Source organism: Herbidospora solisilvae (genome assembly GCF_009901565.1).
GTDB lineage: Bacteria > Actinomycetota > Actinomycetes > Streptosporangiales > Streptosporangiaceae > Herbidospora > Herbidospora solisilvae.
The window spans coordinates 798,547-821,068 of the sequence record NZ_WXEW01000002.1 but is presented as its reverse complement, the minus strand read 5'-3'; the positions used below and the strand labels follow the sequence as shown (position 1 = coordinate 821,068).

The following is a 22,522-nucleotide window of genomic DNA, read 5'->3' as shown; positions in this document are numbered from 1 at the left end:
TAGGGGTGGGCCGCGCCTTGGCATTGTGGGACCCGAGAGGAGGCGGACTCATGCGCATCGCCCGGTTCACCAACGACGGCGTCAGCGACGCCGAGATCACGATGTACCCGTTCCCCACCGACGACGGGCTGGGACTGGAACTGACGCGGTTCTTCCGGGCCGACTCCGACGACGTCGTGCTGCTGCTGCACGGCCTGCCCGCCTCCACCGACATGTTCATCATGCCGGAGCACGTCAACCTGGTGACCTTCCTGCTCAACAACGGGCTCACCGACGTCTGGTCGCTCGACTTCCGGATGAGCTGCCGCCATCCGTACGACACCGAGACCCACCGTTTCACCCTCGACGACATCGCGCTGTTCGACCACCCGGCCGGCCTGGCCGAGCTGCGCCGCCACATCGGGCCGCACAAGCGCATCCACGTGATCGCGCAGTGCCTCGGGTCGGTGTCGTTCATGATGAGCCTGGCCGCCGGCCTGGTCGACGGGATCGCCAGCGTCACCTCCAACAGCGTCGCCCTGGTCACCCACGTGCCGACCTGGTCGAAGCTCAAGCTGGCGTTCGGGCCGGGCTTCTTCGACTACGTCGCCGGGGTGCCGTTCCTCGACCCGAGGTTCGGCGACGCGCCGGTCATGACGCGCGGCTGGATGATCTCGCGCATGGTGTCGCTGTTCCACCGCGAGTGCGACGTGCGGTCGTGCCACATGATCAGCTTCATGTGGGGCGCCGGAAACCCGGGCCTGTGGAGCCACGAGAACCTGGCCGAGGAGACCCATCAGCGGGTGGCCGACCTGTTCGGCGCGAACGGCGTCCACTACTACCGGCACATGCGGAAGATGGTGCGCGCCGGGCACGCCGTCCGGCACGACGACCGGTTCCGCGACCTGCCCGCCGACTACCTGGAGGCGGCCTCCGACATCGACGTGCCGGTGCTGTTCCTCACCGGCGACCGCAACCACGTCTTCACCGACTCCAACATCGTCTGTCACGAGATCATGTCGCGGCACAACCCGGGCCTGCACGAACTCCGGGTCCTCCCCGGCTACGGCCACGTCGACCCCATCATCGGCAAGAACGCCCACGTCGACGTCTTCCCGCACATCCTCGACTTCATCACGAGGAGCGGCAGTGGAGCACGTTGACGCGGTGGTCGTCGGCTCCGGCTTCGGCGGAGCCGTGGCGGCCTACCGGCTCGCCGAGGCCGGCCTGTCGGTCGTCGTGCTCGAACGCGGCCGTCCCTACCCGCCCGGCAGTTTCCCGCGCAGCCCCGCCCAGATGGGCCGCGCGTTCTGGGACCCGTCCGAGGGCCTGCACGGCATGTACGACGTGTGGAGCTTCGGCTCGTGCGACTCGATCGTCTCCAGCGGCCTCGGCGGCGGCTCGCTCATCTACGCCAACGTGCTGCTGCGCAAGGACGAGGAGGCGTTCGTCACCGAGTCGCCGCTGCCCGGCGGCGGCCACGAGCACTGGCCGATCGGCCGGGCCGACCTCGACCCCCACTACGACGAGGTCGAGCGCATGCTCGGCGCCACCACCTACCCGATCGACCGCCCGGCCTACCGCGACACGTTGAAGACGCGGGTCGTCCAGGACGCCGCGGCCGAGCTGGGCCTCGACTTCTCGCTGCCGCCGCTGGCGGTCGCGTTCGCCCCCAAGCCGGGCGCCGAACCGGGCCTCGGCCTGCCGATCGTCGAGCCCGAATACGGCAGCCTGCACGCCACCGGCCGCCGCACCTGCCGGCTCTGCGGCGAGTGCAACATCGGCTGCAACGAGGGCGCCAAGAACAGCCTCGACCACAACTACCTGGCCGCCGCCCGCCACATGGGCGCCGACATCCGGACCCTGCACGAGGTGAAGTCGATCACCCCGCGCACCGGCGGCGGCTACGACATCGGCTACGTGCAGCACGACCCCCTCACGGGCCCGCACACCATCAGCTGCGACGCGCTGGTGCTGGCCGCGGGGACGTACGGCACGGTGAAGCTGCTGTTGTCGAACCGGCACGCGCTGCCCGGCATGAGCCACATGCTGGGCACCCGGTTCTCCGGCAACGGCGATCTGATCGCGTTCCTGCTGCGGGCCAAGGACCGGCCCGTCGCGGCGTCGAAGGGACCGGTTATCACGAGTGTGGTCAGGTTGCCGGGGTCGGCGTACATCCAGGAGGGCGGGTTCCCCGCCTTCATCGACTGGATCGCGGAGGCCGCCGACGTCGGCGACGAGTTCAAGCGGGCGGTCAGGTTCGCGCTGGAGCGCGTACGGGGACTGGTCACCCGCGACCACAACCTGTCGGCCGAGTTCGCCCGCCTCATGGGGAGAGGCGAGCTCTCGGACCGGTCGCTGCCGATGCTGGCCATGGGCCGTGACGTGCCCGACGGCATCCTGCGTCTGTCGGGCGACCGGCTGGTTCTCGACTGGACGGCCGAGACCAGCGACGCATATTTCGACCGGGTGCGCGGCACGATCCGCCGGATCGGCGACGTGCTGGGCGCCGACTACTCCGACGCGCCGCTGAAGCGGGTGGTCACCGTCCACCCGCTCGGCGGCGCGCCGATGGGCCGCCACGTCGGCGAGGGCGTCGTCGACGCCGACGGCCAGGTCTTCGGCCACGAGGGCCTGTACGTCGCCGACGGCGCGGCCATGCCCGGCCCGGTCGGGGCCAATCCGGCCCTGACCATCGCGGCCATGGCCGACCGGCTGGCCACCCGGCTGGCCGACCGAATGATCACGACGAAGAAGGCACGTCTGATGGGAATCCGCACGGTCACCTCGCTCTCCTTCACCGAGGAAATGCGCGGTTCGCTCGACGGAAGCGATCCGATCAGCTTCCGGATCACCATCACGGCCGACGACGTCGACCGCTTCCTCGCCGAGCCCGAGCACACGGCGCGGGCCGAGGGATGGATAGACGCCGCTGTCTGCGGGGGCCGGCGTCCCATCGAGCGGGGCTGGTTCAACCTCTTCGCACCCGGAGAGGCGCCCGATCGCCGGGAGATGCGCTACCTGCTGCACTTCCGCGACGGCGAGGGCCGGCCCCGCACTCTGGCGGGGGTCAAGAACGTCGAGCACGGCCCGCCCACGCGGCTCTGGCTCGACACCTCGACGCTGCACACGCGGCTGCTCGAAGGCCACGTGCAGGACGACGACCCGGCGAAGCCGCTCGGTTCGGGGACCATGCACATCTCGCCGTCCGACCTGGCGCGCATGCTGACCACGTTCACGACGACGGGGCCGAACGGGCTGGCGGCGCTGGCCCGGTTCGGCACCTTCTTCCTTGGCGAGCTCTGGGACATCTACGGCCCGGGGCGGTAGGCGGCCCACGGGTCGAAGTCGACTTCGAGGGGCTCCTGCGGGGGCCTCTCGTCTTCCGGCACGTGCTGGAGGTTGACCCGGATGCGGGTCCAGGTGGACGAGCGGCCGCGCATGGAGTCGACGAGGACGTCGGCGGGCTCCAGCCGCGCGGCCGCTTCCGGGTGACGCCTCTTCCAGTTCTCCAGGGCCTGGAGAGCCGGTTCCTTCTTCTCGGAGCGGGCGATCTCGATGACCGGGAACTTCTTGGGGTTCTTCGGCCGGGGCCCCTGCGCCTTGGCCAGCGCGAGCAGCGAGTCGAGTGAGCCCGCCACGCCGTCCATGGCGGCCCACGGGTCGCCGCGTTCCTCGAAGCGGGCGGTGACCGCCTCCATCGTGAACTCCGTGGGGTCGCATGACGGCACTTCGTCCCAGGTCAGCGGGGTCGACACCCAGCCCGTGGGGCGGACGGAGTAGGCGCTGACGGTGGTGCGGTCGCGGGCGTTCTGGTTGAAGTCGACGAAGACGCCCTGCCGCTCCTCCTTCCACCAGTGGGAGGTGGCGATCTCGGGGGCGCGGCGCTCGACCTCGCGGGCCACCGCCTCGGCGGCCTTGCGCACCTGCGGGTAGGTCCATTCGGGCGCGATCGGCGCGTAGACGTGGAAGCCGCGTGAGCCCGACGTCTTCGGGAACGGCGTCAGGCCGTGCTCCTCCAGGACGTCGCGGGCGGTCAGCGCGACCTCGATGATGTCGGGCCACGGCACGCCCGGGACCGGGTCGAGGTCGACGCGCAGTTCGTCGGGGTGGTCGATGTCCGGGAAGCGCACCGAATGGGGGTTGAGGTCGACGCAGCCGAGGTTGACGCACCACACGACGGTCGCCAGGTCGCGCCCGACCACCTCTTCGGCGCTGCGCCCGCTCGGGTAGCGGAACTCGGCGACGTCGATCCAGCCGGGCCGCTTGGCGGGCGCCCGCTTCTGGAAGAACGGCTCCTCGTCGACGCCGTGCACGAAGCGTTTGAGCACGGTCGGCCGGTCGGCGACGCCGCGCAGGGCTCCCCCGCCGACCGACAGGTAGTAACGGACCAGGTCGAGCTTGGTGTGGCCGGTGCGCGGGAAGACCACCCGATCGGGATTGGTGATCGTCACCTCGCGCCCGCCGGCCTCCACGATCTCCGCGCCGGGCATGGTTCTCACCTTACTTCGGCGTCGATCTCCTCTCTTGTCGGCATCGAGGTCGACGCGCCGGGCCGCTGGACCGACAACGCGGCGGCCGCGGTGGCGAACTCCAGAGCCTCCTGGGCGGTACGGCCCTCCGTCCGCGCGACCGTGAACGCCCCCGCGAAGGTGTCGCCGGCGGCGGTCGTGTCGACGGCCTCGACCGGGCGGCCGGGCACCCGGAGGCGTGAGCCGTCCCGTGAGCCGTAGATCGCCCCGTCGGCACCAAGAGTGACCACCGCCTCGGGAACCAGCGCCAGAAGGGCTTCCAGCGCCTCCTCAGGCGCTGGGAGACCGGTGATGGCGGCAGCTTCGTGCTCATTGGGCAGGAGAAGCCCCACGGCGTCCAGAAGCTCCCGCGGCAGCGGCACGACCGGCGCGGGCGTCAGCACCACCAGCCCGGAGAAGGCCCGGGCCGCCGCGACGACGGCGGGCATGGGCAGTTCCAGCTGGAGCAGAAGGGCGTCCGTCGTGCGGCCCGCGGCGGAGCGGCCCTGCGGAGCGTCCGCGGAGACGGTCCGGGCGTCCTCCTCGGACACTTCTCCGTTGGCGCCCGGGACGACGATGATCGAATTGGCTCCGCCGTCCTCGACGACGATGTGCGCGATCCCCGACGGCCCGTCGACGGTCCGGAGCGCGCGGGTGTCCACTCCCGACCGGTCGAGCGCCTCGCGGAGATCGGCGCCGAACCCGTCGGAGCCCACCGCGCCGACGAATCGCACATCTCCGCCCGCAAGTGCCGATGCAATTGCTTGGTTGGCTCCTTTTCCGCCACAAATCGTCCGGAATTCCCGTCCCGAGACGGTTTCGCCCAGCTCAGGGGCCCTTTCAACGTACGCCACAAGATCCATATTGGCGCTGCCGAACACAGTGATCATGGATTCCATCGTCCTCTCTACGAACGACTCGGCCCGTCGACTCCACGAAATCGCCCGCTTGGTCCTAGAATCCGCCGGTGTGAACGAAGGTCATGACGTTCCGGCGAAGCTCCCCACACGGGAGCGCTCGTCCCGCCCGGGTGGAGGCGGCCGCCACCGGCGCCCGCTGCCCGTCACGCTGCCCGCCGACGCGCCGGTTCTGGTGCTCGCGGTCCCGGGCGCGGTCGACGACGTCGTGACGGAACTGGCGACCATGATCCGGGTCGACAACCCGACCCTGGACCTGCGCCTGATCTCGCTCAGCGACGGCGGGGCCGACCTCGCCAAGGAGTTCGCCGCCATCGGCAACGCCCGCACCGCCGACGGCCACGCCGCCATCACGGTACCCCTCGTCACCGGGCCCCACCCGCGCGTCATGCGCTCCGTCCGCGAGGCCGCCCGCGAGAGCGAGGCCGACGTGGTCGTCACCGACCCGCTCGGCCCTCACCCACTGCTGGCCGAGGCCCTGCACGTCCGCCTCGCCGAGAAGGGCCTGGCCCGCGCCGACCGCATCCGGCTGTTCAACGTGACCTCTCCGGTCGACGGCATCATCGTGGCCACGGCCGGGGGCGACGAGTCGGCCCGCGGCGCCGACGCGACGGCGGTCCTGCTGGCCGCCCGCCTGGCCCTGCCGGTCGTCCCGGCCGCCTTCGACGGCCGCCCGACGGTGGCCGACGCGGCCGAGCGGCTGCGCAACATCGGCGCCTCCCGCATCGCCCTGGCCCCGTTCATCATCGGCCCGGAAGCCGACGCCGAGCGGGTGAGCGCTCTCACGGAGAACTTCAACTGCGCCGCCCCCCTAGGCGCCCACGAGGCCGTCGGCCGCCTGGTGACCCTGCGCTACGGCACCGTCTGGGGCAGCCTCGACCCCGACTACGACGAGGAGTTCGTCGAAGACGACCCCCACTAGACCGCAAGCCGGTCACAAGTCGGCCCGGCTACCAATGGGGACGTGAAACGACGCATCCTCACGGCCGTCGCGGCCGCCGCGCTGACCCTGACCGCCACCCCCGCCCACGCCGCCCCGACCACCTGGAAGTGGGGCGGCATCCACTCCACCGACGGCTGGGCGACCGCCTGGGGGAAGATCACCGTCGGCCAGTCGGGCCACCGCATCTCGGGGAACCTCGACGACTCGCGCGGCAGGACGTGCTCCTGGTTGCTGATCAAGTCGATGAGCGCCACCAACGGCAGGTGGCGGACGCACGGGATCTACAACTGCGTCGCCGGCACCGGCACGTTCACCAAGAACCTGGGCGGCGTCCTCCAGATCCGCGCCCAGGTCTGCCGCGGCACCGCCAAGAAGCCCGTGAACAAGTGCTCGAAGTGGAAGACGATCTGGACCCAAGGCGGATAGCGAGACGCGGACGGCCTTCGGCCGTCCGCGTCTCGCTTTGTGAATCTGCCTAAGAGACAGGCAGGCGGCGGCGGCCGGCGAAACCCAGCGCCGTCAGGTGGTACCACGACAACGACGACTCGCCCTCCAGCCAGCACAACCGGACCGACTCGCCGTCGAGGACCGACGGGAAGTCGATGAGGAACGGGGCCAGGCCCTTCACCTCGATGCCGGTCTCGGTGAACCAGCCGATCGTCTCGGCCAGCCGCGCCTCCAAGGCCTTCGACTCGGCCAGCCCGCCCAGCCGGGAGTGGCCGGAGGCGCGCAGGTCGAGGGTCAGCTCGGCCAGGTCGGCCCGCAGGTCCACGAGAACGATGGCGCGGGCCAGCACCTCGGGCATCAGGGCGTCGGCCTCGTCGAGGTCGAAGGTTCGATCCATATCAGAGATCATTCACGGTGTCGCGGAGGATCGTCCAGCCGAACGCGTCGTCGTCGCTGCCCGTGTGGGGCAGGGTGAACCTCCGCGCCTCCTCAGCGACGTCGTTGAGCCGCCAGCGCAGCCGGTAGAGGTCGAGCAGCCACGGGAGCGCGCCCTCGGTCTCCTCCAGCAGCCACAGGTCGCGCTCGGGATGGCTGATCAGGGCGGTGTCCCAGTCGATGAGCCGCCAGCCGTCGCGGGTGCGCATCGTGTTGCCCGGATGGGGCTCGCCGTGTGTGAGCACCATCCGGTCACGCAGCTTCAGGGCGTCGCGCACGAGGGCGTCGTACCGGCCGAAGTGGGATCTGAGCACCTCGGCGCACCCGGCGAGCAGGTCGGCGGCGCGGGCGCCGAACGGGCCCTCTCCAGGGGTGAAGGCCAGGGCGGCGGCGCGCCCGGGGATGTGGAACGTGTCAAAGCGGGCCTGACAGACGGGCGAGCGGTGCACCTCGCGGACCATGCGGAGGGTCGCGGCGCGGTGTTCGGGCGAGCGGAACTCCCCCCATTCGAAGCTCTCTCCCTTCAGGTACGGGTAGAGCTGGAGCGTCCACCGCCCGACGGTCACCAGAGGAGCGGCCGGCGCGACCCCGACGGAGGGCGGGACGGCGCTGAGCGCCGCCGCCAGCGCGTCGTGGGGCTTGTCGTCGGCGGTCACGAACCACTCGTCGCCGATCGTCCAGTGGTGGCTGCCGAAGCCCACGGGAAGGTAGCCGAGCCCCGTCGTGTCCAGATTCCATGACCGCTGGATCACAGTCCGGAGAAGATCGGCTGGGAGTTCCCGGGGAGGCGTGAGCATGACTTGAGTACTAACAGAGTGACGGTTGATCCCCCAAACGCGCTTATATAACGTGACATTTTATGAAACGCCCCCTCAGGCTGCTGGTCGCGGCAGCGCTGCTCGCACCCCTCGCCTTAGCGAACGCCACCCAAGCGTTCGCCGCTGAACCCCTCCCCGACACGGAGACCCCGTGGCGGTACGACCACTGGCCCCAGACCCAGCCCTGGCAGCAGGACGAGCCGGCCGCCATGACGCGCAAGCTCGGCGGTCACGCGGAGATGCCGAAGCCGATCGACCCGCAGAACTGGGAGAACCCCGACCACATGACGTGGTCGGACTACAAGAAGCCTCCCGGCACCAACTGGAACGACCCGAGCGTGAAGGGCAGCGACCGCACCTTCAAGGGCGCCCTGGTCCTGCTCGACTACCCGAACCAGCCGTTCGTCGTGACGCAGCCGCAGGGCTCGACGGTGTTCAAGAACCCGTCGGCGCAGGCCCACGACATCCCGCGCGAGCAGGTCGCCAAGTTCTACCAGGACTTCCTGAACACCCCGAACGACCTGAACAAGGGCCACACCATCCACGAGTACTGGATGGAGGACTCGGGCGGCCGCATCGGCGTCGAGCTCACCGGCTTCGGGCCTTACCAGATGCCGGGCAAGGACCACGAGTACGCGCTGGAGTACCAGCGGGCCGCGTGCCCGGCCGGCGACACCTGCAACAAGAACCTGCGCACCGACGGCAACACGGCGTGGCTGAACGCCGTCGGCCAGGAGGTCGCCGACCAGTTCGACTTCGTCTTCTACCTGAGCGCCGGTCAGGACGAGTCGTCGACCTGGCAGGAGTTCGGGATGATGAAGTTCCCGACCAAGGAGGACGTGACCGACGAGTTCGGTCCCGACGACCCGGCCCTGCCCAACTGGTCGGCCACCCGCTACGTCGACTGGACCTCCTGGCAGGCCGGCTCGACCTTCTGGCCGAACGCCCGCTTCGGCGTCGACTCGGTCCAGGCCGAGAGCTCGGGCATGGGCGTGTACGCCCACGAGCTGTCGCACATCTTCGGCATCGCCGACAACTACAACAACCCCTATGGGGTTCCGGTACGCCGGGCGTACACCGGCATCTGGGAGATGCTCAGCCGCGGCAGCTTCAACGGCCCCGGCGGCCCGCACAGCCGCTGGCTGATCCCGCCGACCGGCGGCGGCTCGATGGGCGCCCAGCACATGCTGCGCAACAAGATCAAGCTGAACATGGTCGACGAGCAGAACGTGCTGCGCCTCAACCGTGACCAGCTCGACGAGTCGGGCCTCGTGGTGGCCGACGTGACCGCCCGTGTCGTCCAGCCCGGCCCCACGGGCCTGTCGGGCGTCAACATCGCCTTCCAGAGCGGCGACAAGTCCCCCGCCTGCCAGTGGCAGACCGACCCGCTGTGCGACGGCGGCAACTACAACAACTACACGGTCGAGGTCGTCGACCGCATGGGCGCCGACTCGTTCACGCCCGACTCGGGCGTCCTGATCGCCAAGACCAAGGACCAGGACTCCGCGCCGTTCGAGTGGGTCGTCGACGCCAACCCGCAGGACATCGGCATGACCGACTACGTCCTGCCCGACGGCACCGCCGTCCCGATCACGATCGGCGACTACCGCCAGCTCTCGGACGCCCTGTTCAAGGCCGGCGCCGACTCGGGCTCGGAGTACGAGTTCAAGGACGAGGCCAACCGCCTGCACTTCTACGTCCTGGACCTCAAGCGCGCCGAGGACGGCACCCTGTCCTACAAGGTGGCCGTGCGCTCGCTGGACGGCTCGGGCCCGCAGAAGCGCGGCGTGCGCGTGCTCCCCGCCGCCGGGGTGACCCTGGGCGACGGCATGGCGACCTGCAAGTTCCAGCTGATGAACACGGGCAAGGCGGCGGCCTCGACCGCCGCGCACCCCGAGGACGTCTCGGCCTACACCAAGAGCGACGTGTACCGCCTCTCGACCACGGTCGACGGGAAGGGCTGGTCGGTCAACGTGCCGAACTTCCTAACCTCGGCCGAGTTCGGCAAGAAGGTGACGGTGCCGGTCCACGCGATCCGCGCCAAGGGCGGCAGCCTGCTGGGCACGATCAAGCTGACCGCGACGTCGGAGAGCGACCCGACGAAGAAGGCCACGGCGACCTGCCTGGCCGTCGGCCGGTAGTCATCCCGCTCACGTGAGACCAGGGCGGCCCCTCTCCCCAGGGGCCGCCCTTTTCTCGTCCGCCTCGCTCAGTGGTCGTGGTCGAGGCCCGGTTTGTGCTCGTAGAGCCACTGGACGTTGGCCCGGCTCGCGTCGTCGGCCGGCGTGTACACCACGACCCTCGACTCGGCCGGGGAACCCAGTGCCAGGCTCGTGCTGGCCAGGTTCAGCAGGCCCACCGCCGGATGCTTGAGGATCTTCGTCCGCCGCCACGACCGGGTCACGTCGTGGGTCGCCCACATCCGGGCGAACTCGGCGCTCTCCACCGTCAGCCGGTCGATGAAGGTCGTCCACGCCGGTTCGCCGAGGTGGCGGGCGTAGGCCGCGCGGAAGGTCGCCACCATCTGAGGCAGTTCCTCCTCGCGGTTCATCATCACTGCGCAGCACGACGGCCCGATGAGCATCTGCCAGAGCGCGTTGCGCTCGCACCGGGGGACCGTCACCATACGGCAGAAGATCGCCGCGTACGCCTGGTTCCAGGCCAGCACGTCGTAGCGGGCGTTGTAGACGGCGGCGGGCAGTGGGTCGAGCCCGGCGAGGATGTCGCGGACGGCCTGGTCGAGCTCGTCGTCGGCGGGGCCGCCGGCCACTCCCCCGGGCACGTCGGCCAGGCGGTAGAGGTGCTCGCGCTCGTCCGCGTCGAGCTTCAGGGTGCGGGCGACGGCGTCGAGGACCTGGCCCGAGACGTTGATCGGGCGGCCCTGTTCGAGCCACGTGTACCAGGTCACGCCCACCCCGGCCAGCTGGGCGACCTCCTCGCGGCGCAGGCCGGGGGTGCGGCGGCGGGTGCCGGGCGGAAGGCCGACGTCGGCCGGGGAGATGCGGGAGCGGCGGTTCTTCAGGAAGGCGGCGAGTTCGTGGCGGACCATAGGTGGTAGCCCCAATACCAGGATAAGCAGGCTCTTAGTAACTGGATAAGCGCAGAGCCACCATACAGGGCATGTCCCTCGTAGAAACCCGGTCGCGCCCTCTGCTGGGGCTCATCCTGACCGGTCAGTTCATGGCGATCCTCGACGTGTCGATCGTCAACGTCGCCGCCCCCACCATCCAGGCCGATCTCGCGGCGTCCGGAGCCGAGCTCCAGTTGATCGTCGCCGGATACACGATCGCGTACGCGATGCTGCTCATCACCGGCGCCCGTCTCGGCGGGCGGTCGGGGTATCGCCGGTGGTTCCTCGCCGGGCTCGCCGTGTTCACCGTGGCGTCGCTGCTGTGCGGGATCGCGCCCGGGGCGGCCACCCTCATCGCCTTCCGGCTGCTCCAGGGCGCGGGAGCCGCCCTGATGGTGCCGCAGGTGCTCAGTCTCATCCAGGTCGGCGTTCCGCAGGCGGGCCGCGCGCGGGCGCTGGGCGTCTACGCGGCCGTCATCTCTCTCGCGGCGGTCGGCGGGCAGATCCTCGGCGGCCTGCTCGTCACGCTCGACCTGTTCGGCACCTCGTGGCGGCCGATCTTCCTGGTCAACGTGCCCATCGGGTTGGCGCTGCTCTGGCTCGGGGCCAGGAATCTGCCCGCCGACGAGCCCCAGCCCGGCCGGGGGCTCGACCTGCCGGGGCTGCTCACCCTGTCGCTGGCGACGAGCCTCGTCGTGGTGCCGCTCGTGCTGGAGCGCGGCTGGGCGGTCATGATCGCGGGCTTGCTGGTCTTCGCCGGGTTCGTGGTGATCCAGCGCCGGGTCGCGCATCCGCTCATCCCCGGCCGGCTGCTCAGGGTGCCCGGGCTCGTGGCGGCAGGGGTCGCGATCTTCGGGGTGATGGCCGTGTACGGCGGATTCCTGTTCTCCAACGCCCTGCACCTGCAGCACGACCTCCACGACAGCCCGCTCCGGGCGGGGCTGACCTTCGTGCCGATGGCGGGGGCGTTCGGGCTGGTGAGCATCAACTGGAAGCGCATCCCCGCCAGGCTGCACCGGCGGCTGATCGTGTCGGCCTCCGTGGTGGTGGGGCTCGGGCTGGTCGCGCTGGCCGGGGTGTTCTCCGGAGGCGGGCACGGGCTGCCGTACCTGCTGATCGTGCTGGCGGTGATCGGGGCCGGGATGGCGGGGGCGTTCAGCCCGCTCATGACGGTCGCGCTGGCTCGGGTGGCGCCCGCCGACGCGCCGGACGCCAGCGGCCTGCTCGCGATGATGCTGCAGCTCGGGCAGGTCGTGGGGGTGGCCGCGTTCGGGACGCTGTTCCTGTCGACCGGGTCGATCTCGGTCACGATGGTATGCCTGGCCGCGACCGCGTTCGCGTCCGCCGTCGCGGCCAGGTGGCTTCAGGACTAGAGGCGGGCCCGCCAGATGTCGAGGGCCATGTAGGGCCGCATGCCCATCGACGTGTACAGCCCCAGCGCGGGCGTCACGTTGTTGGTGTCGACGTCGAGGATGGTGCCGACCCGCCCGCGCCGGAAGTCGGCGGCGAAGGCCCGACTGAGCAGCAGTTTCCCGAGGCCACGGCCGCGGTGTTCGGGCAGCACGGCCAGCCGCTGGACGTAGCCGCAGTTCTCGTCGGGGACGAAGTTGTCGGTCCCCATGAGGGCTGCGGCCGGTTTCCCATGCAGGCGGGCCAGCAGCATCTGGCCCCAGTCGGTGGAGCTGGACGCCGCGCGCGACTCGTACCACTCGTCGTAGGTGCGCTCGTAGGCGCCGAAGTGCTCGGCGAAGCCGCGTTCCAGTACGTCGTGGACGTCGCGGAGCATGCTCTCCTTGTCCCAGGCGCCGGCCTCCACGGTCACGCCGGGCAGGAAGACCACTTCGGGCTGCTCGTGGTGGTCGATGCGCATGCGGTGGAAGGTCGTCGCGTAGGTGAAACCGCGCGACTCGACGGCCTCCCGCTGGGCGGCGTCCTGGGCGTACACCCCGATCTCGGCGGTGACGCCGGTGAAGCGGCCCAGGACCCGCTCCCACAACGCCTCGGCCGCGGCGGTGGTGCGGGCGCGGACGTCGAGCATGACCTCGTCGCTGCGGCCCTTGCGCATCGCCTGGCCGAAGCCGGTCAGGCGGCCGTCCTCGTAGCAGAGCCAGCCGTCGGTCGCCGGGTCGAAGTCGGGGTCGACGAGCAGGTCGGCGATGTCGTCGAGGGTGGAGTCGGGCCGCCCGACCACGATCGTGTCGAGTTCGGCGATCAGGGCGTGGATCGCCTGGGCGTCCGCCGGTTTGGGCCGCGTGAGTTCCATGGCTCTTTTATAGGATTGCCCGCTTGTCGGTGGCTTGCGAATTCATTGGAGACGGTATGGCCAGAGACAGGGCGACGGTCCGCGACGTCGCGGCGGCGACCGGGTTGTCCATCGCCACCGTCTCCCGCGTGCTCAACGGGCAGGCCAACGTCGCGCCGCACACCCGTGAGCTGGTGCTGGCCGCCGTCGGCCGCCTCGGCGACCAGGCGCCCCGGCCGCGCGCCGAGCAGGCCGCCGGGGCGGTGTTCGTGCGCTGCCCCTACCTGCTGACCGACTACTTCGGCCTGATCGTGTCGTCGGTCGCCGAGACCATCGACCTGCACGGCCGCCAGATGATCCTCAACGCGGGCGAGGCCGCCCAGCCGGCCGAGACGCTGGGCACCCTGCCGGGCCGCTCAGGGATCGCGGGCGCGATCCTGATCCTGCCTCCGGAGGAGCCGTCGGTTCTTGTACGGCTTCGCGATCGCGGCTTCCCCTTCGTCGTCGTCGACCCCCGCACCCCGCCCGCCAAGGACATGGCCGCCGTGTCGGCCGCCCACTTCGCCGGGGGCCGGGCCGTGACGTCCCACCTGGTGGGCCTGGGGCACCGCCGGGTCGGCATCATCGGCGGCCCGGTCGAGTGGCTGGCCTCCGAGGCCCGCCTGGCCGGCTACACCGCCGCGCTGGCCGGGGCGGGCGTGCTGCCCGCGCCTGAACTGACCCGGGCGGTCGTCGAGCCCAACACGCGCAACGGCCACCGCGCCGCGGCCGAACTGCTCGACCTGCCCGAGCGGCCGACGGCGCTGGTGGCGTTCAACGACAAGATGGCCGTCGGCGCCATGTGGGCCGCCGCCGAGCGCGGCCTGTCGATCCCCGGCGACCTGTCGATCGCCGGGTTCGACGACATCGACGTCAGCCGCGCGACGACCCCGGCGCTGACGACCGTGCGTCAGCCGCTGCAAGAGATGGGCCGAACGGCGGTCACCCTGCTCATGCGGATCCTCGGCCGGCAGGCCGTCGAGGCGCTGCACGTCTCGCTGGGCGCCGAGCTGGTGGTGCGGGGATCCACTGGACCGGTCCCGTCTGTTCCATCTGTTTCACACTGACCTTGACAGGTTTTCCCGTGCGTGTTGTGCTGTGGCGCACAGCAAGGTTTCTTTCCTGTTTCATTTGTTACATGGTCCGCCAGCCGGCGTCCCGCGGACCGCGAAAGGAATCACGGTGTTACCTCCCCTTCGCCGGGCCGTCGCGATCGGCGCCGCCCTCGTCACCACCGCGGCCCTGATGACGGCCACTCCCGCCGCGTACGCCGCCAACGAGACCGTCAACATCTGGCTCACCACCACCTCCGACGGCGGCGGCCGGAACGTCACCCGCGGCCTCCAGCAGCAGTCGCCCGTCACCTTCGGCACCACCGCCGGTGGGGCCACCCACACGATCACGGTCAACGAGAACACGACCTACCAGACCTTCGAGGGCGGCGGCGCGTCGATCACCGACACCACCGCCCACCTGTTCCGCGGCGGCGCGATCAGCGCGGCCACCCGCGACGCGGTGATGCGCCGCCTGTTCCACCCGGTCGACGGCATCGGCCTGTCGTTCGTGCGCAACCCGATCGGGGCCTCCGACCTGTCCAGGCCCGGCAACGTCTCGCTCGACGACACCTGCTGCAACCTCAACGACTTCGGCGCCAACGGCTACGACACCAACGTGCGCCTGCTCACCCAGCAGGCCAAGCAGCTCAACCCGCAACTCCGGGTGAAGGGCGTGCCGTGGAGCGCCCCCGGGTGGATGAAGGACAACGGCCGGATGGACCAGATGGGCTGGCTCCGCTCGGAGTACTACTCGATGTACGCCCAGTACTTCGTCAAGTACATCCAGAGCTACCAGGCCATCGGCGTGCCGGTCGACTACGTCTCGGTGCAGAACGAGCCCAACTGCTGCCAGGCGGGCAACCCGACCGCGATGAACTACCCCGGCATGAGTTGGAACTCCTCCGGCCTGGTCGAGCTGACCAAGAACCACATCTACCCGGCCTTCCGCGCGGCCGGCATCACCACCAAGGTGATGGTGCACGACTGGAACTACGGCGACTACAACCAGATCGGCGCCGGCCTGCTGGCCGACCCGGCGGTCCGCAACGACCCCCTCTTCGCCGGCATCGCCTGGCACGGCTACTTCGGCGACCCCAACGTCGGCACGCAGGTGCACAACCAGTACCCGAACGTGAACCAGTTCTCGACCGAGCACTCGGGCGGCACCTGGATCGGCAACCAGCACAACGAAGACATGTCCGACATCGTGAACTACACCCGCAACTGGTCGAAGAGCATCGTGAAGTGGTCGCTCGCCCTCAACCAGTCGATGGGCCCGCACAACGGCGGCTGCGACGTCTGCACCGGCCTGGTCACCGTCCAGGAGGGCGGCGCCCGCGCCGGGCAGGTGGACAACACGATCGAGTACTACACGACCGGCCACCTGACCAAGTTCGTCAAGCCCGGCGCGGCCCGCATCGACTCGACCGCCAACGGCACCGTCCAGAACGTCGCCTGGAAGAACACCGACGGCTCCAAGGCCCTGATCGCCCACAACGGCACCACGTCGGCGCAGTCGGTCCGCGTCAACTGGGGCGGCCAGGCCTTCACCTACACCCTCCCTGCCCGGACCACCGCGACCTTTACCTGGACCGGCACCCAGAGCGGCGGCGGAGGCGGCACGACGGGTCAGATCACCGGACTGGGCGGCAAGTGCATCGACGTGGCCGGGGCCAGCACGGCCAACGGCGCGGCCGTGCAGCTCTACACCTGCAACGGCACCGCCGCCCAGCAGTGGACCCGCCCCGGCGACGGCACCATCCGCGCCTTCGGCAAGTGCCTCGACGTGACCGGCCAGAGCACCGCCAACGGCGCGCAACTCCAGTTGTGGACGTGCGGCGGGACGGCCAACCAGCAGTGGACGTACACCTCGGGCCAGGACCTGGTGAACCCTGTGTCCGGCAAGTGCGCCGACGCGACGGGCAACTCCAGCGCCGACGGGACCAGGCTCCAGATCTGGACCTGCACGGGCGCGGCCAACCAGAAATGGAACGCATAGCCATCTGAATGGGGAGTGAAGGGGTGGCCGGACCTCGGGGGGTCCGGCCATCTTCGTGTTCCGGTCGGTCGTCTCGGCTGTTCATGACCGGGTCTGGCGGGTGAAGCCCCTGCTTTTTCGGGTGGTCTGAGTTGCTCGTCGACGGCCGCTCACCGCGCGGCCGGTTCGCGCCGGGTGCGGCGGGAGGCCGGGCGGCGGGCGGTGCCGGGGTGGGCGGGAGCCGTAACGGAGAAAAGCGGTTTTAGGGGGTCAACTAACGATCGGTTTGCCCTTGCCCTTGAAGAAGATGCCGGGGAAGCCGGAGGTCTCGAAGCCGAGGCTCGGGTTGTTGCGGAGCTTCGACTTCGTGATGTGCAGGGTGCCGGTGTTGTCGTTGCTGACGAAGAAGATCGCGCCGCCGCCCTCGTTGGCGCGGTTGTTCTGGATGGTGGAGCCGCTGATCTTGACGGTGAAGAGGTTGCCGTCCATGTAGAGGGCGCCGCCGCTGCCGCCGCCCGGTTTGCCGCTGCGGGCCGGGTTCGCGCCCGTGCCGGTCGCGCGGTTGCCGGTGAAGACGCTGTCGACGACCACCCACGAGACGCCGATGCTGCTCAGCGCGCCGCCGTTGGCGCACGTGCCGTCGGTGAACCGGCTCTTCCTGACGGTGACGGGCAGGTCCCGGTACTGGTCGAGCACGCGGATGGCCGCGCCGCCCAGGTCGGGGCCGCTCGCCTCGCAGCGGTTGCGGGTGAAGGTGGCGTTGCTGACCGACAGGCGGCCGCCCCGGACGAAGACCGCGCCACCGCCGCCGCCCTCGGCGCGCTGTCCGATGGAGTTCCCGTCGGCGAAGCCGATGTTCTTGATGGTCAGGCGCGGGGTGGCCTGGTCCTGGCAGTGGGAGGTGGTCCACACCTGGGCCCGGTCGCAGGTGTTCATGTAGAGGATGCGGCGTTTGCCCATGCCGCTGAGGGTGACCTTGCCGCCGCCGTCGATGACGACGTCGCGGCTGGTGTTGCGGACCTTCGCGGTGGCGGTCATCTTGATCGTGACCGGCTTCGGCCCGCACGCGAACCGGATGGTGCCGCCCTTCGCCACGGCGTTCACGACCGCCTGGGAGGTGCAGCTCTCGGGGGTTCCCTTGCCGATGACCTGGACGGCCGCCGCCTGGGCCGGCGCCGCCGGGAGCACGGAGGCGAGCAGGACGGCGGGTAACAGGAGACGCATTCGGCGAACGTTACTCCTGGGGCGTTCCGGCGTGAAACGGCACGTTCCACGCCGGAACCGTCTACCACCAGGTGTTGTTCCCCCTGGCGAGCCGCCAGAGCCGGTCGGTGGAGTTCTGGTCGGCGTCGAGGTAGAGCGAGTCCCGGCTCCCCCCGGCCTCCCACGTCGCGATCGTGATCGCCAGGCCCGGGTTGAGCCGGGGCCGGAAGGTCCCCCACCCGGTCGGCGTGTCGGCGTAGGTCTCCTCGGCCCGGCGCGACCAGTCCTGCAGCTTCGACCCGTCGCAGGTGCGGATGACCAGGGCGTCGCCGGCCACCGGGTTCGCGGTGCCCGGCTGGAGGCACTTGTTGGCCAGTTCGTTCTTGAAGACGGTGTAGCCGTCGGACCGTTCGTCGACCGTCCAGCGCGCGGTCGTGTACTGCCAGGCGGGCGACCGCAGGCTGATCACCCGGGCGCCCTCGGCGGTGCCGTTGTCGGCCACCGCGAGGCGGCTGCCGTCCATCCGGTTGTAGACGCGGATGTCGGTGGTGTGGTCGGCGTACGCCGGACTCGCGGCCCCCAGCAGACAGACCACCACGATCGGCACGATGCTTCGCACAGTCGGCTTCCCCTTTCCCAGGCGGACGCCCTTCCGGCTCCACTTATACACACCCTCCGCCGGATACCGTCGGACCTGGGATTTTCCGCACGCCCGGACGTGGCCGGATGACCCCGGACGTTCACGGATATCACCGGAATTTCCTCGCCATATCCGCACATCGGCTCACCGATCGAAAATCAGTAATCAATGGTGCATGCCATCACGACAGGTATTACTCTCACAATTGCCACGGTTATCACCGCGTCCAGAAACGGATCCCCCCAATGCGTGATGAGCTCGCCGGCAAGGCCTCACGAGACCTGCTCCGCGACACGTCGGTCGGCCTGCGCGTCGACGCCGGCAACCCGTCACTCAAAGAGGTCGAGAAGGCCGCCGCCGCCCTGTGCGCGGAGGAGGAGAACGCGGGCTGGGTGCGGTTACCCGACTCGACCCTGTCCGACTACCTGTCGGGACGGCGCGACGTGCTGCCCGACTGGCGGTTCATCCACACGTTCGTGGTGGTGTGTCACCGGCTGGCGATCGCCAACGGGCTCGACCCGGAGCCGCTGCGTGACCTGAAGGCGACGTTCGGGGCGTTGTGGAAGGCGGCCAAGCACAAGGAGAAGGGGTCGCTGACGGTGATCACTCCGCTGCCGTACCGCCAGTACGACATCCTGGAGCCGACGATCTGACCGGCGTGACCGTGGCCGAGGCCAGCAGGGCGAGCTTCTCCGCGCCCTCGGTGCCCGGCTCGGGATGGTAGACGACGAGCATCTGACCGTCCGTCCCGCTGATGGCCAGCTTCTCGCGGTCGAGCCTGAGCTCCCCCACCTGGGGATGGTTGAAGGTGAGCGTGGCGCCGAGCCGCCCGGCGACGTCGTGGCGTCCCCACAACCGGCGGAAGTGCTCACTGGCCAGGGAGAGCTCCCCCACGAGCTCGATGAACCGTGGATCGTCGATGTCGCCGCCGACCGACTGCCGGAACCCCGCGAGCAGCACCGCCGAGGCCCGCTCCCAGTCGGGGAACAGCGCCTGCTCGGCCGGATCGAGGAAGACGTCGCGCAGCCGGTTGCCGCCCACCCGCAGCCGCGGCGACAGTGCGGTGGCGAGGGCGTTGGCGGCCAGTACGTCGAGGTAGCGCCCCTCGACGAAGGCAGGATACGGCAGTGACGCCACCAGCCGGGCGGTGCTCGGCGGCACGACCTCCCTCCGGGGCCGCCGCCGGGCCCGGCGGGGCCTCTCCTCGGCGAGCCCGAGCAGGTAGGAGTCGTCGTCGAGCCGCAGCACCCGGGCGATCGACCGCAGCACCTGCACCGAGGGGTGGCGGTCGCGGCCCTGCTCCAGCCGCAGGTAGTACTCGGCGCTGATCCCCGCGAGCATCGCGACCTCCTCGCGCCGCAGCCCCGGCACCCGCCGGGTGCCCAGGGACGGGATGCCCACCTGCTCCGGGGTCACGAGTTCGCGCCGGGCACGGAGGTACTCGCCCAGCAGGTTCGGCTCGACGGTCATGCCTTCACGGTATGCGGGGTGGCCGGATGCCTGCCTGTCCCCGTCACTACCAGTGTCGGGAGGGACCTGGCTCGGCCGGAGCCGGGCGGCGGACGATGCGGCCATGACTCGCCAACGTGTTCTCGTGACCGGCGGATCCGGCTTCATCGCCGGACACTGCATCCTTCAGCTTCTCGACCGGGGCTACTCCGTCCGCACCACCGTCCGGTCCCTGACGGGGGAGGCCGCCGTCCGGGCGGTGCTCGCCGACGCCGGCATGGCCGACGGCGACCTGAGTTTCGTCGCGGCCGACCTCATGACGGACGAGGGATGGGCCGACGCCGTCGAGGGCGTCGACTTCGTGCTCCACGTGGCCTCTCCCGTGCGCCTCGGACCGGTCGACGACGAGAACGAGGTGATCGCCCCCGCGCGGGAGGGCACCCTGCGCGTGTTGCGGGCCGCCCGCGACGCCAGTGTCCGGCGGGTCGTGCTCACGTCGGCCTTCCACGCCGTCGGCTTCGGCCACCCGCCCAGCGACCACACCTTCACCGAGGAGGACTGGTCCGTCCTGGACGGCCCCGGCATGGACGCCTACGGCCGGGCCAAGACGCTCGCAGAGCGGGCGGCCTGGGACTTCGCGGCGGACGGCCCGATGGAACTGGTCACCCTCCTGCCGGTCGCGGTGATGGGGCCGATCATGGGCGCCGACGTCTCGGGCGCCAACCACATCGTCCAGCGGCTGCTCGACGGCGAGCCGGCCGCGCCGCCCGGCATGTGGATCCCGATCGTGGACGTGCGCGACGTCGCGAGCGCCCATGTCCTGGCCATGACCGAGCCCGCGGCGGCGGGCCGGCGGTTCCTCCTGTCCAGCGGCCCGGCCCTTACGGTGCGGCAGATCGCCGCCGTCCTGAGCGCCCACCTCGCGGACTCCGTTCCCGGGCTCGCGACCCTCTTCCCGCCGGGCGAAGACGACTCCGGCCCCGCGAAGAAGGTCTCCAGCGAGCGGGCCCGCAGTGTGCTGCGATGGCGGCCCCGCGACGCCGAGGAGGCGATCAGGGCGGGCGCGGACAGCATGATCAAGCCCAGCCCTTATAGCGTGGCCGATTAAACGTTTCGTCACGGCACCTGCCAAACAGCCACATCGTCACTACCTATGCCATCCAATTTTGTGTCAGTTTGACAAGAAGCTACGGTAGGCCGGGTGAGCGACTGGGAGGCACCTCGTGTACTACTGGCGGTGGATCTGGTGATCCTTACCGTCCGCGGCTCTTCGCTGCAGGTCCTGCTCGTGGAGCGCGGTGTCGAGCCGTTCGAGGGTGCGCTCGCCCTGCCCGGCGGATTCCTCCGGGACGTTGAAGAAGACATCCCGGCGGCCGCCCGGCGGGAACTCGAAGAAGAGGCCGGGCTGGCCGACGAGCCGCACCTCGAACCACTCGGCGTCTACGGCGAACCGGGACGCGACCCACGCGGTCGGGTTATCTCGGTGGCCCATCTGGCGATCGCGCCGCGTCTGCCGGAGCCGGTGGCGGGCACCGACGCGGCTCAAGCGTGGTGGAAACCGGTGGACGACGTCTTGTCCGGCCGGCTGGAACTGGCCTTCGACCATCGGCGCATCGTCGCCGACGGCGTCGAGCGGGCCAGGGCGAAACTGGAGCATTCGGCTCTCGCCACCGCGTTCTGTGGCGACACCTTCACCATCGCCGAACTGCAACAGGTCTACGAAGCGGTCTGGGGGGCCCAGCTCGACCCCCGGAACTTCTACCGCAAGGTCCAGGCCGCGCCGGGGTTCATCGTGCCCGCAGGCGATGAACGCCGCCCCGGCAACGGCCGCCCGGCCCGGCTCTTCAGGGCCGGTCCCACGGACTCCCTCAATCCCCCCATGGTCCGCTCCGCCCAATAAGGAGACGCACGTGACCAAGCCCTCCACGGTCATCCTCACCGCCCTCGACCTGGAGTACGAGGCGGTCAAGGCACACCTCACCGGCATCGAGACAGACGCACCGCCACCGGGCCGACACCCTCTTCGAGACCGGCCGCCTCGGCGCCTGCCGAGTCGTACTCGGCCTGGTCGGCACCGGTAACCAGGCAGCCGCGATCATCACCGAGCGAGCCATCACCGACTTCGACCCGTCGGCCGTGCTGTTCGTCGGCGTGGCCGGAGCGCTGTGGCCCCACATCAAACTCGGCGATGTCGTGGTCGCCAACCGGGTGTACGCCTATCACGGCCTGACCAGCGAGGACGACGGCGACAAGGCACGTCCCCGAGCTTGGCAGACCTCCCACTGGGCCGAGCAGATCGCCCATCATCTGGTTCGCGGCAACACCTGGACCAGATATCTGGCGCCCGGAGAAGAGGCCCCGAAAGTCCACTTCGGACCGATCGCGGCGGGTGAGGTCGTGCAGGACTCGGCCATCTCCGCGCACGCCAAATGGGTGCGGCAGACCTACAACGACGCCAAGGCTCTACCAGACCTCTTACCAGCTTCCCCCGACGGCCTCTCCTCGGGAGCGCTTCGAACTGGGCGTCGCCTATCTGCGCGGCGGAATGCCCGACAAGGCGAGGGAGTACATCAGCGACGCGGTGGCGCGTGACCACGTCTCCAGCCGCTCCTATTTCTATCTGCTCCTCGCCCTGCTGAGCGGGCGCACGCTCCAGCAGTCCCGAAAGCGGAATTCGACCTGCTGCGCTCCACGCAGAGCCGTCTCGACTCCCAGGCCGACGATTCCTGGTCACGGGCGATCCGCGCGGTCAACGATCTCCTGGCCGCCCTGGTCAAGGAAGACCTGAACGCGGAG

20 protein-coding genes and 1 pseudogene are annotated in these 22,522 nt (G+C 70.1%); 12 read left to right on the top strand and 9 right to left on the bottom strand.

Going from position 1 to position 22,522, the window contains the following annotated elements:
• The first annotated feature begins 50 nt into the window (after window positions 1–50).
• Window positions 51–1,142 carry an alpha/beta hydrolase gene (locus GT755_RS09410; protein WP_161479286.1) on the top strand — a complete coding sequence of 364 codons (1,092 nt, stop codon included), beginning with the start codon at window positions 51–53 and terminating at the stop codon, window positions 1,140–1,142.
• A complete protein-coding gene (locus GT755_RS09405) occupies window positions 1,129–3,309 on the top strand; it encodes an FAD-dependent oxidoreductase (protein ID WP_161479285.1) in 2,181 nt (726 codons plus the stop codon). Before GT755_RS09410 ends, GT755_RS09405 begins: the two co-directional genes overlap by 14 nt.
• On the opposite strand, the gene GT755_RS09400 is transcribed toward GT755_RS09405, so the two are convergent.
• Entirely contained in the window at window positions 3,291–4,472 is a 1,182-nt protein-coding gene (locus GT755_RS09400; protein ID WP_161479284.1) for a DNA polymerase domain-containing protein, read from the bottom strand. The genes GT755_RS09405 and GT755_RS09400 overlap by 19 nt on opposite strands.
• 5 nt (window positions 4,473–4,477) lie before the next feature.
• Window positions 4,478–5,380, bottom strand: coding sequence for a ribokinase (locus GT755_RS09395; protein WP_161479283.1), 903 nt, complete (start codon window positions 5,378–5,380; stop codon window positions 4,478–4,480).
• Window positions 5,381–5,459: 79 nt separating this feature from the next.
• Between GT755_RS09395 and GT755_RS09390 the strand changes: the two genes are divergently transcribed.
• Both GT755_RS09390 and GT755_RS09385 read left to right on the top strand, forming a co-directional pair.
• Window positions 5,460–6,329, top strand: a complete 870-nt coding sequence (locus GT755_RS09390) for a sirohydrochlorin chelatase (RefSeq protein WP_051760398.1) — start codon at window positions 5,460–5,462, stop codon at window positions 6,327–6,329.
• A gap of 42 nt (window positions 6,330–6,371) precedes the next feature.
• Entirely contained in the window at window positions 6,372–6,776 is a 405-nt protein-coding gene (locus GT755_RS09385; protein WP_161479282.1) for a hypothetical protein, read from the top strand.
• Window positions 6,777–6,825: 49 nt separating this feature from the next.
• Here the strand turns inward: GT755_RS09385 and GT755_RS09380 are convergent, their stop codons facing one another.
• Entirely contained in the window at window positions 6,826–7,194 is a 369-nt protein-coding gene (locus GT755_RS09380; protein ID WP_161479281.1) for a DUF2203 domain-containing protein, read from the bottom strand.
• A gap of 1 nt (window position 7,195) precedes the next feature.
• On the bottom strand, window positions 7,196–7,984 hold the full coding sequence (locus GT755_RS09375) for a phosphotransferase (protein WP_161479280.1): 789 nt from the start codon (window positions 7,982–7,984) through the stop codon (window positions 7,196–7,198).
• Window positions 7,985–8,091: 107 nt separating this feature from the next.
• Between GT755_RS09375 and GT755_RS09370 the strand changes: the two genes are divergently transcribed.
• On the top strand, window positions 8,092–10,191 hold the full coding sequence (locus GT755_RS09370; protein ID WP_235966208.1) for a M6 family metalloprotease domain-containing protein: 2,100 nt from the start codon (window positions 8,092–8,094) through the stop codon (window positions 10,189–10,191).
• Window positions 10,192–10,259: 68 nt separating this feature from the next.
• On the opposite strand, the gene GT755_RS09365 is transcribed toward GT755_RS09370, so the two are convergent.
• Window positions 10,260–11,099: a helix-turn-helix transcriptional regulator gene (locus GT755_RS09365; RefSeq protein ID WP_161479279.1), complete on the bottom strand. Its 840-nt coding sequence runs from the start codon at window positions 11,097–11,099 to the stop codon at window positions 10,260–10,262.
• A 71-nt stretch (window positions 11,100–11,170) separates the two neighbouring features.
• On the opposite strand from GT755_RS09365, the gene GT755_RS09360 reads away from it, so the two are divergent.
• Entirely contained in the window at window positions 11,171–12,493 is a 1,323-nt protein-coding gene (locus tag GT755_RS09360) for an MFS transporter (protein WP_161479278.1), read from the top strand.
• Here GT755_RS09360 and GT755_RS09355 read toward each other — a convergent pair.
• Window positions 12,490–13,383: a GNAT family N-acetyltransferase gene (locus GT755_RS09355; RefSeq protein ID WP_161479277.1), complete on the bottom strand. Its 894-nt coding sequence runs from the start codon at window positions 13,381–13,383 to the stop codon at window positions 12,490–12,492. The genes GT755_RS09360 and GT755_RS09355 overlap by 4 nt on opposite strands.
• 56 nt (window positions 13,384–13,439) lie before the next feature.
• On the opposite strand from GT755_RS09355, the gene GT755_RS09350 reads away from it, so the two are divergent.
• Together GT755_RS09350 and GT755_RS39365 are read left to right on the top strand one after the other, a co-directional pair.
• Window positions 13,440–14,468 carry a LacI family DNA-binding transcriptional regulator gene (locus GT755_RS09350; protein WP_161479276.1) on the top strand — a complete coding sequence of 343 codons (1,029 nt, stop codon included), beginning with the start codon at window positions 13,440–13,442 and terminating at the stop codon, window positions 14,466–14,468.
• Between the two features lie 115 nt (window positions 14,469–14,583).
• A complete protein-coding gene (locus GT755_RS39365; RefSeq protein WP_328794264.1) occupies window positions 14,584–16,455 on the top strand; it encodes a ricin-type beta-trefoil lectin domain protein in 1,872 nt (623 codons plus the stop codon).
• 249 nt (window positions 16,456–16,704) lie between these two features.
• Here the strand turns inward: GT755_RS39365 and GT755_RS09340 are convergent, their stop codons facing one another.
• Complete coding sequence (locus GT755_RS09340; protein WP_161479275.1) at window positions 16,705–17,658, bottom strand: hypothetical protein; 954 nt, start codon at window positions 17,656–17,658, stop codon at window positions 16,705–16,707.
• 61 nt (window positions 17,659–17,719) lie between these two features.
• A complete protein-coding gene (locus GT755_RS09335) occupies window positions 17,720–18,256 on the bottom strand; it encodes an RICIN domain-containing protein (protein WP_161479274.1) in 537 nt (178 codons plus the stop codon).
• 266 nt (window positions 18,257–18,522) lie between these two features.
• Between GT755_RS09335 and GT755_RS09330 the strand changes: the two genes are divergently transcribed.
• Entirely contained in the window at window positions 18,523–18,930 is a 408-nt protein-coding gene (locus GT755_RS09330) for a hypothetical protein (RefSeq protein ID WP_030454114.1), read from the top strand.
• On the opposite strand, the gene GT755_RS09325 is transcribed toward GT755_RS09330, so the two are convergent.
• Window positions 18,881–19,747 (bottom strand): helix-turn-helix domain-containing protein, encoded by an 867-nt coding sequence (locus GT755_RS09325; RefSeq protein ID WP_161479273.1) that lies wholly within the window; start codon window positions 19,745–19,747, stop codon window positions 18,881–18,883. The two genes, GT755_RS09330 and GT755_RS09325, sit on opposite strands and share 50 nt — an antisense overlap.
• Between GT755_RS09325 and GT755_RS09320 the strand changes: the two genes are divergently transcribed.
• From GT755_RS09320 to GT755_RS09310, 3 genes and pseudogenes are all read left to right on the top strand, one after another.
• Entirely contained in the window at window positions 19,671–20,834 is a 1,164-nt protein-coding gene (locus GT755_RS09320) for an SDR family oxidoreductase (RefSeq protein WP_456319068.1), read from the top strand. The two genes, GT755_RS09325 and GT755_RS09320, sit on opposite strands and share 77 nt — an antisense overlap.
• Window positions 20,835–20,963: 129 nt before the next feature.
• Window positions 20,964–21,626: an NUDIX hydrolase gene (locus GT755_RS09315; RefSeq protein ID WP_328794263.1), complete on the top strand. Its 663-nt coding sequence runs from the start codon at window positions 20,964–20,966 to the stop codon at window positions 21,624–21,626.
• Window positions 21,627–21,784: 158 nt separating this feature from the next.
• Window positions 21,785–22,318, top strand: a pseudogene (locus GT755_RS09310) (5'-methylthioadenosine/S-adenosylhomocysteine nucleosidase family protein); the annotation flags it as partial.
• Window positions 22,319–22,522: the final 204 nt, after the last annotated feature.